This window comes from Brevundimonas sp. NPDC092305 (assembly GCF_044755415.1).
In the GTDB taxonomy this organism is placed as follows: Bacteria; Pseudomonadota; Alphaproteobacteria; order Caulobacterales; family Caulobacteraceae; genus Brevundimonas.
Genome location: NZ_JBIVQY010000001.1, coordinates 712,814 through 725,626 on the forward strand (window position 1 = coordinate 712,814; position 12,813 = coordinate 725,626).

At 68.6% G+C, this 12,813-nt stretch carries 10 protein-coding genes; 4 read left to right on the forward strand and 6 right to left on the reverse strand.

All coding sequences use genetic code 11. The features are described 5' to 3' along the window. Positions 1-46 precede the first annotated feature (46 nt). The gene (gene queF, locus ACIQC9_RS03565; protein WP_400612454.1) at positions 47-508 is read left to right on the forward strand and encodes a preQ(1) synthase; all 462 of its coding nucleotides are present in this window, start codon (positions 47-49) and stop codon (positions 506-508) included. A gap of 2 nt (positions 509-510) precedes the next feature. On the opposite strand, the gene ACIQC9_RS03570 is transcribed toward queF, so the two are convergent. From ACIQC9_RS03570 to ACIQC9_RS03580, 3 genes are all read right to left on the reverse strand, one after another. Next, positions 511-3,672 (reverse strand): efflux RND transporter permease subunit, encoded by a 3,162-nt coding sequence (locus ACIQC9_RS03570; RefSeq protein ID WP_400612456.1) that lies wholly within the window; start codon positions 3,670-3,672, stop codon positions 511-513. A gap of 2 nt (positions 3,673-3,674) precedes the next feature. Continuing rightward, a complete protein-coding gene (locus tag ACIQC9_RS03575; RefSeq protein ID WP_400612458.1) occupies positions 3,675-4,826 on the reverse strand; it encodes an efflux RND transporter periplasmic adaptor subunit in 1,152 nt (383 codons plus the stop codon). Positions 4,827-4,928: 102 nt separating this feature from the next. Further along, positions 4,929-5,276: a hypothetical protein gene (locus tag ACIQC9_RS03580; RefSeq protein ID WP_400612461.1), complete on the reverse strand. Its 348-nt coding sequence runs from the start codon at positions 5,274-5,276 to the stop codon at positions 4,929-4,931. A gap of 121 nt (positions 5,277-5,397) precedes the next feature. Here ACIQC9_RS03580 and ACIQC9_RS03585 point away from each other — a divergent pair, with 121 nt between their 5' ends. Further along, the gene (locus tag ACIQC9_RS03585; RefSeq protein WP_400612463.1) at positions 5,398-6,255 is read left to right on the forward strand and encodes a DUF817 domain-containing protein; all 858 of its coding nucleotides are present in this window, start codon (positions 5,398-5,400) and stop codon (positions 6,253-6,255) included. Beyond that, the gene (locus ACIQC9_RS03590) at positions 6,252-7,835 is read left to right on the forward strand and encodes a phytoene desaturase family protein (protein ID WP_400612466.1); all 1,584 of its coding nucleotides are present in this window, start codon (positions 6,252-6,254) and stop codon (positions 7,833-7,835) included. Before ACIQC9_RS03585 ends, ACIQC9_RS03590 begins: the two co-directional genes overlap by 4 nt. On the opposite strand, the gene ACIQC9_RS03595 is transcribed toward ACIQC9_RS03590, so the two are convergent. Further along, positions 7,832-8,209, reverse strand: coding sequence for a response regulator (locus tag ACIQC9_RS03595; RefSeq protein WP_400612468.1), 378 nt, complete (start codon positions 8,207-8,209; stop codon positions 7,832-7,834). The genes ACIQC9_RS03590 and ACIQC9_RS03595 overlap by 4 nt on opposite strands. Further along, a complete protein-coding gene (locus ACIQC9_RS03600; RefSeq protein ID WP_400612470.1) occupies positions 8,206-9,714 on the reverse strand; it encodes a sensor histidine kinase in 1,509 nt (502 codons plus the stop codon). The genes ACIQC9_RS03595 and ACIQC9_RS03600 overlap by 4 nt, the downstream gene beginning before the upstream one ends. Positions 9,715-9,818: 104 nt before the next feature. On the opposite strand from ACIQC9_RS03600, the gene ACIQC9_RS03605 reads away from it, so the two are divergent. Next, entirely contained in the window at positions 9,819-11,402 is a 1,584-nt protein-coding gene (locus tag ACIQC9_RS03605; protein ID WP_400612472.1) for a carboxylesterase/lipase family protein, read from the forward strand. A 3-nt stretch (positions 11,403-11,405) separates the two neighbouring features. Here ACIQC9_RS03605 and ACIQC9_RS03610 read toward each other — a convergent pair whose 3' ends face one another. Beyond that, on the reverse strand, positions 11,406-12,773 hold the full coding sequence (locus ACIQC9_RS03610) for a GH1 family beta-glucosidase (protein WP_400612474.1): 1,368 nt from the start codon (positions 12,771-12,773) through the stop codon (positions 11,406-11,408). Positions 12,774-12,813 lie beyond the last annotated feature (40 nt).

Genomic DNA, 12,813 nt, shown 5'->3' on the forward strand with positions numbered 1-12,813 from the left:
AATCCTCCCGCGTGACGTCGCCGCTCATCGGCGCTAAATCGCGCGGATGACCACTGATGTTTCCGGCCTGCACCAGCTAGGCCAAATGACCGCCGCTCCGACCAGCCCCGAGACCGCCGTGCTGGAGCGGGTGCCGAACCCGCACGCGGACACCCTTTATCTGGCCCGGTTCACGGCGCCGGAATTCACCAGTCTTTGCCCCGTGACGGGCCAGCCCGACTTCGCCCACATCGTCATCGACTATGCACCGGGCGAGTGGCTGGTCGAGTCCAAGTCGCTGAAGCTGTACCTGACCAGCTTCCGCAACCACGGCGCCTTCCATGAGGACTGCACCGTGGCCATCGGCAAGCGTCTGGCCGAGCTGCTGGCGCCGAAGTGGTTGCGGATCGGCGGGTACTGGTATCCGCGCGGCGGCATCCCGATCGACGTCTTCTGGCAGACGGGCCCCGCCCCCGAAGGCCTGTGGCTGCCCGATCAGGGCGTGCCGACCTATCGCGGGCGAGGCTGACGTCAGACAGACCGGGCCCGTCCCACGAGGCTGGTTAGCACCGGCAGCACGAACAGCGTCAGCAGGGTCGCGGTGGTCAGCCCGCCGATGACCACCGTGGCCAGCGGCTTCTGGACTTCCGCCCCCGCGCCATAGGCGAAGGCCATGGGCACGAAGCCGAGCACCGCGACCAGCGCCGTGGTCATGATGGCGCGCAGCCGGGACACCGCGCCTTGCAGGGCGGCCTCCGGAGGCGCCACGCCAGCGTCCGTACGCTCGCGGATCGCCTGCATCAGAACGAGGCCGTTCAGGGTGGCGACGCCGGAGACGGCGATGAAGCCGACCGCCGCCGAGATCGACAAAGGCATGCCTCGCGCAGCCAGCGCCAAGGCCCCGCCCACCAGCGCCAGAGGCACGCCCGCGAACACCAGCGCCGCGTCCTTCCACGACCTCAGCGCCAGAACCAGCAGGCCGCCGATGGTCAGGAAGACGATCGGCACGATAAGACCGAGGCGGGCCGATGCGCGCTGCAGGTTCTCGAACTGACCGCCCCAGTCAATCCAGCCGGAGGGGGGAGGCTGGACCTGATCAGCCACCTTTCGCTGCGCCTCCGTGACGAAGCCGCCCAAATCCCGCCCACGGACGTTGGCCTGAACGATCATGCGGCGCTTGCCGTCCGAGCGGCTGATCTGGTTGGGGCCCTCGGCGACGTCGAAGCGAGCCAGCGAGGACAGGGGAACGGTGGGAGCTCCGGCCTCGGCGTTCTCGGGCATGACCGGCAGCTGTTCCATGATCGTGGGATCGTTGCGGAACTGGTCGCCCAGCCGGACCACTACGTCGAAGCGGCGATCACCCTCATTGACCTGACCGGCGCTGCGACCGGCCAGCGCAATGGCCAGCGCGTCGGCGGCGTCGGAGGCGTGGACGCCCTGCGCGGCGGCGACAGTGCGGTCGACGCTGGCGGTGATGGTGGGCTGGCCGGACACCTGCTCGACACGGACGTCAGCGGCGCCCGCGATGCCGTTCAGAACCGTGGCGACCTGTTGGGCCGTGCGGGTCATGGCGGCGAAGTCGTCGCCATAGATCATCACCGCGACGTCCGAGCGGACGCCGGCGATCAGTTCGTTGAACCGCATCTCGATCGGTTGGGTGAACTCGTAGTTGTTGCCCAGCAGGGTCGAGAGTCGTTGCTCCATCCGCCCGACCAGTTCCGCCTTGGCGAGACCCGGCTCCGGCCAGTGCTTGCGGTCCTTCAGCATCACGAAGGTGTCGGAAATCGACGGCGGCATCGGGTCCGAGGCCACCTCGGCCGTACCGGTGCGGGTGAAGACGCGCTCGACCTCGGGCATGGCCTTCAGCGTCGTCTCGACCCGGAACTGCATCGCCTGACTCTGCTCCAGCGAGGTGGACGGCACGCGGAGCGCCTGAACCAGCACGTCGCCCTCGTCGAGCTGGGGCACGAACTCCCGGCCCAGGGTGGCGAAGGCGACCGCGCCGGCCAGAAGGGCGACACCGGCGCCGATCAGGATGGCGCGGGGGCGTGCGATGGCTTGGGCCAGCAGAGGCGCATAGCGGCCCTTGGCGGCGCGGGTCAGGCGGGTCTCTTTGTGATCCGCCTTCGGCTCCTTCACGATCAGGGCGGCCATGGCTGGCACGAAGGTGAAGCTGAGGACGAAGGCGGCGAGCAGAGCCAGCATGACGGTCGCGGCCATGGGGCCGAACATCTTCCCCTCGACGCCCTCGAACATCAGCAGGGGGGCGTAGACCAGCAGGATGATGGCCTGACCGAAGGCCGCGGGTCGGGCCATTTCGCGCGCCGAGGCGGCGGCGACAGACAGGCGCTCTGCGACGGTCAGCGGGCGGCCCGTCTCTTCCCGCCGGAGGCCGAGGCGGCGCAGGGTGTTTTCGATCACCACCACGGCCCCGTCGACGATCAGGCCGAAGTCCAGCGCGCCCAGACTGAGCAGATTGGCGCTGATGCCGAAGCGGTTCATCGCCGAGGCCGCGAACAGGAAGCTGAGCGGGATGACCAGCGCCGTGATGACCGCCGCCCGGACATTTCCCAACGCGAAGAACAGGACGGCTATGACCAGCAGGGCGCCGAGGGCGAGGTTGTGCTCGACCGTCCTGATGGTGGCCTCGACCAGATCGGTGCGGTCAAGTTCGGGTCGCAGCCGGACGCCGGGCGGCAGGCTGGGCTGGATGGCCTCCAGCTTCTGGCCGACGCGGTGGGCGACCTCACGCGAGTTCTCGCCCTGCAGCATCAGGGCGGTGCCGACCACGGTCTCACGGCCATCAGCGCTGGCGGAGCCGAGGCGGGGCGCGCGGCCGATCTCGACGGTCGCGACATCGGAAACGCGGATGACCTGACCGCCACGATTCAGGATCGGGGTCTGGGCGAGGTCCTCAAGGCTCTTCAGGCGGGCGTCGGCGCGGACGATGTAGGCCTCGCCCGCGCGGTTGACGTAGCCCGCGCCAGCGATGCGGTTGGCGTGCTCCAGCGCCTCGACCAACTGGACGAGGCCGACGCCGTAGGCGGCAAGGCGGCCGGGATCGGGGTGGACCGCATACTCCTTCACATAGCCGCCCAGCACGTCGACGCCGGCGACGCCGGGCACGGTCTTGAGCTGGGGCGCGACGATCCAGTCCTGAACGGTGCGGAGGTAGGTCGCCTTCTCCTGATCGGAGACCAGCCGTTCGCCCTCGGGCGTGACGTAGGGGACGCCGGAGCGGGCGGCCGGGCCGGTCAGCTCCAGCGTCCAGATGTAGACCTCGCCAAGGCCGGTGACGACCGGGCCCATCGACGGCGCCAGGCCTTCAGGCAGGTCCCCGCGGGCGGCCTGAAGGCGCTCGTTGACCAGATTCCGGGCGAAATAGATGTCGGTGCTGTCGGTGAAGACGGCGGTGATCTGGGAGAAGCCGTGGCGGGACAGGGACCGGGTCTCGATCAGGCCGGGCAGGCCGGCCAGTTCGGTCTCAAGCGGGAAGGTGACCTGCCGCTCGACTTCCTCGGGCCCCAGAGCCGGGGCGACGGTGGTGATCTGGACCTGCCGGTTTGTGATGTCCGGCACGGCGTCGATGGGTAGACGCAGGAGCTCGCGTCCGCCGAGGATGGCCAGAACGACGGCCAGTCCGACGACCAGCCAGCGGAAACGCACGGAGGCGTCGATGATGCGGTCGAGCATGATCAGTGTCCGTGCTCCGCCTCGCCCTTGGCCAGTTCGGCCTTGAGCAGGAAGGCGCCGGGGCCGGCGATGCGTTCGCTGCCGGTCAGGCCGGAGACGATCTCGATCCGGCCGTCCGAAGTGCGGCCGGTGACGACCGGACGGGCGCGGAAGCCGTCACCCTCGACGACGAAGACGGAGGACACGCCCTCGATCGTCTGGACGGCGTCCAGCGGGACGACAAATGCGCCGGTTCCGGCGCCGGCCGATATCCGCGCCGACAGGACAGAGCCGGCGGGAGGAACAGCGCCATCGGGGCGGGCGCGGACGATGACCACGCCGGCGGCGTTAGCGGGGGCGATCGCGATGACCACGCCGGACACGGCGCTGGACCCCGCAAGGGTGCTTTCCAGCCGATCGCCGACGCGCAGCAGGGCCGCCGCTGACGGCGGGGCCTCGAATACCAGTTCGACGCGGCGTGGATCGGCAACGGCGGCGACCTGAAGCGCCTCCTCATGCAGCACCTGTCCGGGCGCGGCGCTCAGACGGGTGACGACGCCGGCGATGGGACTGCGCACGACGGTCAGGCCGTCGCTGCCGGGCGCGCCATAGGCCCCGACGCGGGCGCGGGCGGCGCGGAGCTCGGCCTCGGCCCGACGGGCTTCGGCGGCGGTGACGTCCAGCCGCGCCCGGGAGACCCAGCCCTGTTCGAACAGGGTGCGGTCCCGACGCTCGGCCGCACGAGCCGCATCAGCGCCGGCCTGTGCGGCGTCAGCCGTGGCGCGGGATGCAGCGCCGTCGGGGCTGCGCAGGGTGACCAGCGGCGAACCGGCGGAAACCCGGTCGCCCAGACCCACGTGGACGCGGGCCACGGCCCCTGCCAGCGGCGCGTCCACGGCCGCCTCGGCGCCGGGGGCGAAGTCGACCCGTCCGGGAAGCTTCAGCTCGGCTCCGCCGCCTCTCTGGAGGGCGACGACGGTCACGCCCGCCTGTTCGGCTTGCGCGGGGGACAGGGCGACGACCGCGCCCTCGGCTTCGTCGTCGGAATGCCCTTCCTCCGCATGTGCGGCGGTCCCGGGGGCAGGACGGTTCATCACGCTGGCGGCGCCGAAGCCCACGCCGAGGGCGGCGATGACGGCGGCGCCGGTCATCAGCCAATGTCTCTGGATTTGCATCTTTGATCCTCGCCCGACGCGCGGCCGGGCTCACAGTTCAGGACGCGCGATCGGTGGGGCCGCGCGAGGTTCCGGACGGACCGGGGCGAACCCGGTCGAGGATCAGAGGCGTGGAGGTCGATCAGGCCCGGCGGGCGCATCAAGGGCGTGGCCCAGGACATCCACCCAATGGACAGGCGTGGCGAACAGCGGCGGCTTCGGCGCGACCAGAGTTTCAGGCGCGGTCGCGGAGTGCGGCGCGTGACAGCAGCCGTTGGCGCAGGCGGGCCCGCAATCCGGGCAGGGCTGGTCCGGACTGGCCGGCGCATCCACGGCGGCTTCGGCCACGGGCGGGGACAACTCGTCGGCACAGACGTGGGCCGCGAACGCAGGCGCGGCGAAGGCCAACGTCAGCAGCACGCCGCCGACGAAGCCCAGTCGCCGGATCATGTCGCGAACGGCCTTCAGCATCGGGACGCCAGTAACATCCCGGACGCCGGCTGTCGCGGGGTCCGCTTGCGGTGTGATGAAGCATCCCGGTCTGCATGAAATCTCCACGAGCCCGATCGGGCGGCGCCGCTAGTCTGGCCCGATGACCGAATCCCGCCGTTTGCCGCTTGAAGCCTGGGGGCGTCGCTGGCTGACCGATGCGCAGGCGTGGGCGGATCGCTCGTGGCTGCGCGGGCGGGCGTTCGAGCTGTTGTGGTTCGGGCTGAAGCAGGGATGGGCCTGCCTGTTCGGCGGACTGCTGCTGGCCCTGATCGTCGGAACATTCCTGTTCTGGCCCGAGGGCGCGCCGATCTCCCGCTACGACTTTCTGGTGGTCGGGGCGCTGGCGATACAGGCCGGCATGCTGCTGTTCAGACTGGAGAGTTGGGAGGAGGCGCGGGTCATCTTCCTGTCCCACGTCGCGGGTACGGTGATGGAGCTTTTCAAGACCGCGCACGGGTCGTGGCTCTATCCCGAGGAGAGCCTGTTGCGGATCGGCGCCGTGCCGCTGTTTTCGGGGTTCATGTATGCGGCGGTGGGCAGCCACATCGCTCGGGTGCAGCGGATCTTTCATATCCGGGTTCGCCAGTATCCGCCGATGTGGACGACGTGGGTGCTGGCAGCGGCGATCTACGTCAACTTCTTCGCCCATCACTGGACGCCGGATGTGCGGTTGGCGCTGTTCGCTGCGACGTTCGTGCTGTTCGGACGAGGGTCGTTCTATTTCACAGCGGATCGGGTGGGGCGGCGGATGCCGCTGTTACTCGGGTTTGGTCTGGTGGCGCTGTTCATCTGGTTAGCGGAGAACTTGGCGACCTTTGGACGGGCGTGGAGCTATCCGGGACAAGAGGACGGATGGGCGATGGTCTCGATCCACAAGCTGGGGGCGTGGTACCTGCTGATGATCATATCCATCGTACTGGTGTCGATCGTGCACCGGCCGGAGCGCGAGCCTGCATGAGCCAGAGCGAAAGCGACGTCGTCATCCTCGGCGGGGGCCACAACGGGCTGGTGTGCGCCTTCTATCTGGCGCGGGCCGGGCTGAAGGTGACCGTGCTGGAGCGGCGGCATGTGGTCGGCGGGGCGGCGGTGACGGAGGAATTCCACCCGGGCTTCCGCAACTCGACCGCGAGCTACACCGTCAGCCTGCTGAACCCGAAAGTCATCGCCGACATGGATCTGGCCCGTCACGGGCTGAAGGTGGTCGAGCGGAAGGTCTCCAACTTCCTGCCATTCGACGACGGCCGATATCTGCTGGCCGGCGAGAGGCGGACGCAGGGAGAGGTGGCGAAGTTCTCGGCGCGGGATGCGGAACGGCTGCCGGAGTACGAGAGGCGACTGGAGGTCGTGGCGGGGGTGCTGCGAGACTGGATCCTGAAGGCGCCGCCGAACGTGGTCGAGGGCGGATGGACGGCCATGCTGCCGGAGCTGCTTAAGGGCGCGTCGCTGGGACGGCAGGCGGCGGGGCTGGATACGCAGGGGCGGCGCGATCTGCTGGACCTGTTCGCCAAGTCGGCGGGGGACTGGCTGGACGGCTGGTTCGAGAGTGACCCGATCAAGGCGCTGTTCGGTTTCGACAGCATCGTGGGCAACTACGGCAGTCCGTACACGCCGGGGTCGGCCTATGTGCTGCTGCACCATGTGTTCGGAGAGGTGAACGGGAAGAAGGGCGTCTGGGGCCACGCCGTCGGCGGCATGGGAGCGATCACGCAGGCGATGGCGGCGGCGTGCGCCGAACAGGGCGTCGAGCTTCGGCTGGATACGCCGGTGGCCGAAGTGCTGACAGAGAAAGGGCGGGCCGTCGGGGCGGTGACGGAAGCGGGCGATGTGGTGCGGGCGCGGGCGGTCGTATCGAACCTGCATCCGCGGCTGCTGTTCGACCAGCTGGTGGATGATGCCGTGGTCCCCGCTGACTTCCGCGAGCGGATCGGGAACTACCAGTCGGGGTCCGGCACATTTCGGATGAATGTGGCGCTGTCGGAACTGCCGAACTTCATCGCCTTGCCGGGGCAGGGGGATCACCTGACGGCGGGCATCATCATCGCGCCGTCGCTCGCCTACATGGACCGCGCCCATGCCAGCGCACGGCTGGACGGGTGGTCGCGCGAGCCGATCGTGGAGATGCTGATCCCGTCCACGCTGGACGACAATCTGGCGCCGGCCGGACAGCACGTGGCCAGCCTGTTCTGCCAGCATGTGTCGCCCGATCTGGCTGACGAGCATCGCGAGGCGGTGGCGGATCTGATGATCGAGACGGTCGACCGGCATGCGCCCGGGTTCAAGGCGTCCGTCGTCGGCAGGCTGGCGCTGGGGCCGCGCGATCTGGAGCGGCGGTTCGGGCTGGTGGGCGGAGATATCTTCCATGGCCGCCTGACGCTGGACCAGCTGTTCAGCGCGCGGCCCGTGATGGGGCATGCGGATCATCGCATGCCCGTGCCGGGGCTCTATCTGTGCGGATCAGGCGCGCACCCGGGCGGCGGGGTGACCGGGGCGCCGGGGCACAATGCGGCCAGAGCGGTCCTGAATGACCTTGGGCGCTAGACCTCGGCCACGCCCACGGCCTGCATCAGGGCCTGACGGACGGTGTCTTCGGTGAAGGGCTTCTGGATCGTCGGCTGGCCACGCCATTCGTCGGGCAGGCCGCCCTCGCCGTAGCCGGTGGAGAAGACGAACGGGACGCCTTTCGCCTTCAGAGCCTCGGCGACCGGGAAGACGTAGGTGCCGGCGACATTGACGTCGAGCAGGGCGGCGTCCAGCGCGTCCTCCTCGTCGACCGTCTTCAGGGCGTCCGCGACGCTGGACACAGGGCCCACCGGGACGCACTCCATGTCCTCGAGGATGGTCTCAAGCAGCATGGCGACGAGGGACTCATCCTCGACCACCAGAATGCGGCGGCCCGACAGCGGTTGGGTCATGAGGTGCGATCCCTATCCAGCGGAATGGAGAATTCCGCCCTGAAGCCCTGTGGGGCGTAGTCCAGTTCGACATCGCCCGCCAGATCATGGCGAACATTGCGTTCGATCAGTCGACTGCCGAAACCGCGGCGCTCCGGCGGCGTGACGACCGGGCCATCGATCTCGTGCCATGACACGGTCAGGCGGCGGTCGGTCAGGTCGGCGACGGACCAGTCAACCATCACCCGGCCGTCCGGCGCGCTGAGCGCGCCGTATTTGGCGGCGTTGGTGGCCAGTTCGTGGAAGATCATGCCCAGCGACAAGGCAGCGGCCGGCTCCAGCTCAATCCGGGGGCCGTTGAGCGTGACCCGATGCGCGCCGTGGGCGTCGGTCTCGTGCTGCAGGATGTCGAGCAGCAGGGCGCCTTCCCAGTGGCTGCGGGTCAGAAGATCATGGGTGTGGGACAGGGCCAGCAGGCGGGCCTGAAAGCTCTCCGCGAAGGTGCGCGGGTCGTCGTGTGAGCGCGCGGTCTGCATGGCGATCGACTGGACCGTCGCGAGGGTGTTTTTCACGCGGTGGTTCAGCTCATCGATCATCAGCTTCTGACGTTCGGCGGCGACCACATTGTTGGTGACGTCGTGGCCCTGGACGAAAATACCTGTAACCGCACCGGCCGCGTCGCGGATCGGTTGGCAGATGAAGTCCAGATAGACGGTTTCCAGCGGCGCATCGGGCGTCCGCTGCAACTGGACCCTGCTGGCGCGGCCCTCATACGGCTCGCCGGTGGTGTAGACGTTGTCGAGGAACTCGTAATAGCCCTGACCCGCCAGCTCGGGCAGGGCGTCCCGGATCGGCTTGCCGGCGATGTCGCGGTGGCCGATCAGCTGGGCGTAGGCCGCATTGTGCATCTGGAAGATATGGGTCGGGCCGGTCAGCAGGGTGACGAAGCCGGGAGCCTGCATGAACATGTCGGTCAGCTGGTTGCGTTCGTCCGAAAGGCGCTGGTTGTCGGCCTGCACGGCTCGGGCCCGGCCGAGCACCGCGCCGCCCATGGAGTCCAGCTCGTCCGTTTCACCCCTGCGGCTTTCCCGAAGCTGCTGCAGTTCGGTGATGTCCACAGTGTGCTGGAGCAGGAAGACGACCTCTCCCGCGTCGTCGAGAATGGGCGTGTGGGTGGCGCTCCAGACGCGATCCTCGAAGGCTGTCGCGCCGTCCGTCTGGGCGCGGGCGATGGAGAAACGGACCATGGCGAGGTGATCGCGCTGGCGCGTGTCCCGCGCGCGCTCCAGCGAGGCCTTCACCTGACGCACGTTCTCGGGCGCGTCTTCGCCGGGGCCGGAGTTGAAAGCAGCGAAGAGGTCGCGGCCGATCGTGGTCTCTCGGGTGCTGGCGGTGGCGTCGAGGTAGGCCTGGTTCAGTCCGGCGATGCGCAGGTCCGGCGTCAGCAGGACATAGGGGTTCGGCGACGCGTCAAACGCATCGGCCAGATCAACCCTCAGGTCACCCGATTTCGACAGTTCCTTCAACGCGCACCCCAACCCAGACCTGCGGCAACGCTTGTACCGGGAAACCGGTTGCATGGCCCGGAACGATTTGAGCGCGGGCCGGTCACGCGGCTAGACTGGCGGCCATGAAGCTGAAGTCCCTGTTCCTCGTCGCCTTTGTCATGATGGCCCCTGCGGCGGCCGCCAAGGCGTTTCCCCTCGTCCGGATCGATGCGGGACAACTGATCGGCCGGACGCTGGACGGCGTCGACAGCTTCAAGGACCTGCCCTATGCCGCGCCGCCCACCGGGGCGATGCGCTGGCGGCCGCCCCAGCCGGTGCAGCCGTGGCGCCTGCCCCGCGACGCGGGCGAGGTCGGGGCGATGTGCGTGCAGCCCTATCAGCCCGGCGATCCGGGCGTCGGCCCGCTGCCCATGAGCGAGGACTGTCTGAACCTCAACGTCTGGACGCCGACCGAGCGGGCGGGACCGTTGCCGGTCATGGTCTGGATCCACGGCGGCGGTTACAACAACGGCTCGGGTACGGCGCGGCTATACGACGGGGCGAACCTCGCGCGGCGGGATGTGGTGCTGGTCACCCTGAATTATCGGCTGGGGCGGCTGGGCTTCTTCGATCACCCGGCGCTGGCGGCCGAACGGCCGGCGGGCGAGCCGGCCGGCAACTACGGCCTGATGGACATGATCGCGGCGCTGGAATGGGTGCGCGAGAACATCGCCGTGTTCGGCGGCGATCCGGAGCAGGTGACGATCTTCGGCGAGTCGGCCGGCGGGGTGGCGGTGACGCAGCTGATGGTGTCGCCCAAAGCGCGCGGGCTGTTCTCCAAGGCGATCGTGCAGTCCGGGCTGGGTCGCCAGCAGGGCGTGGTGCTGGCCGAGGCCGAGGGCGAGAGCCTGCGGTCGACGCGGGTGCGCGGGGCGGAATGGGCCCGGGACGCGGGCGTGCAGCCGACGGCTGAGGCCTTGCGTGCGGTGGCCGCGGACAGGCTGATGCGGCCCGCGCCCAGTATCTATGGCGGCGATCTGGTGATCAATGACGGGATCATCATCCAGCACGACATCGTCACGGCCTTCGAGGCCGGAGAGGAAGCGCCCGTGCCGCTGATTATCGGCACCAACAGCGCCGAGTTCTGGTGGATCAAGCCGGGCGATGACACTCCCTACGCCCGCTTCGACGACGCGCTGACCGAGGCCCAGATCGCGGAGCTGATGCAGGGATATGGCGGGCCGGAAACCTACGACGCCCACATCATCAGCGACGTCATCTTTAACGAGCCGGCGCGGCATCTGGCGCGCACGCACGCCCGCAATGGTCACCCCACCTACCTCTACCGTTTCGACGTGGTGTCCGAGGGTAACAACGAGCCGCATGAGGGCGCCACCCATGCGTCCGAGCGGCCCTATGTCTTCGACACCCTGTACAGCGTCCGCTGGGACTTTCCGCGCGACCAGCAGGTGGCGACACAGATGGCAGGCTACTGGACCGAGTTCGCGAAATTCGGCGACCCGAACGGGGAGGGGCGGCTGCGCTGGCCTGACCTGCGGGGCGAGGTGGACCAGCTTCTGGAGTTCACCAATGACGGACCGGCCATCCGGGCCGTGCCGAACACCGAACGGCTGGACCTGATCGAACGGCTTTACGACAAGGCCGTGCGCGAGGGCGCCGTCGAGCCCTCGGCCGGGGAAGCGGGGACGCCGCCACAGCGGAGGTAGGGTCTAGAGGGTGTCCAGCAGCGCGCCGTGGCTCTTGATGATCTCGGCGTAGAGCAGCCCTGAGTCCTTCGGCGTCCGCTCCTGCGTGACGTAGTTCACGTGGACGATGCCGAACCGCTTGGAGAAGCCCAGCGACCATTCAAGATTATCCAGCAGCGACCAGGCCATGTAGCCGCGCAGGTCGACGCCCTTGCCGATGGCGTCGTGCGCCGCCTTCAGGTGGTTCTTCAGATAGTCGACGCGCATCGGATCGTGGATGCGGCCGTCGATGGCGTGGGGCGGGTCGTACCAGGCCGAGCCATTCTCGGTGATCATCAGCGGCAGACTGTTGGTCTGCTCATGCATCCAGACGAGGGTGTCGGTGAGGGCGGGGGGATAGACCTCCCAGCCGGTCTCGGTGTGGGCGTGCTGGGTCTGCTTGACCGGGCGCGAACGCGTCGGCCAGGCGTCAGGCGCGTTCTCCGGCACCGCGCGGGTGTACCAGTTCAGGCCCATCCAGTCGGTCGGCGTGGCGATCAGGTCGAAGTCTTCCTGCGGGAAGTCCTGATAGGCCTCGCCGTAAACCTCGCGCAGTTCGGCCGGGTAGCCGCGCCCCATCAAGGGATCGAGGAACCAGCGGTTCATCTGGGCGTCGGCGCGACGGCGGGCGGCCTCGTCCTCCGGCCGGTCGCTGGCCGGATATTTGGGTTCGATGTTCAGAACGATGCCGATCTGGCCCTCGCCGACCTTGCGGAAGCGGCGGACGGCGGCGCCGTGGGCCCGCAGGACGTTGTGGCCGGCGATCATCGCCTCGAAGGCCGAGTTGTGCCCGGGCGCCAGCGCGCCGTGCAGATAGCCGCCGTCGACGATGACCCACGGCTCGTTGATCGTGCCCCAGGTCTTAACCCGGCCCTTGAACTTTTCGAACAGAACCTGACCGTAGTCGGCGAACCAGTCGGCGATGTCGGGGTTCAGCCAGCCGCCACGATCGTCCAGCGCCGCCGGCAGATCCCAGTGGTAGAGGGTGCAGAGCGGCTCGATGCCCTCCTCCAACAGGCCGTCGACCAGCTTGTCGTAGAAGTCGAGACCCTTGGGATTGATCGCGCCGCGCCCCTCGGGAATCACCCGGCTCCAGCTGACCGAGAATCGGTAGGCCTGGAGGTTCAGGCGGGCCATCAGATCGATGTCTTCCTGCCAGCGATTGTAGTGGTCGCAGGCCACGTCGCCGGTGTCGCCGTTGACCATCTTTCCGGGAGTGTGGCTGAAACGGTCCCAGATCGAGGCGCCCGCGCCGTCGGCCATGGACGAGCCTTCGATCTGATAGGCCGCGGTGGCCGCACCCCACAGAAAGCCGTCCGGAAACCGATACTTGCCGGTGGAATCTGCGGTCATCTGTAAAGGCCTTGGCGAGCGGGTAAATCGACTGGTCGGC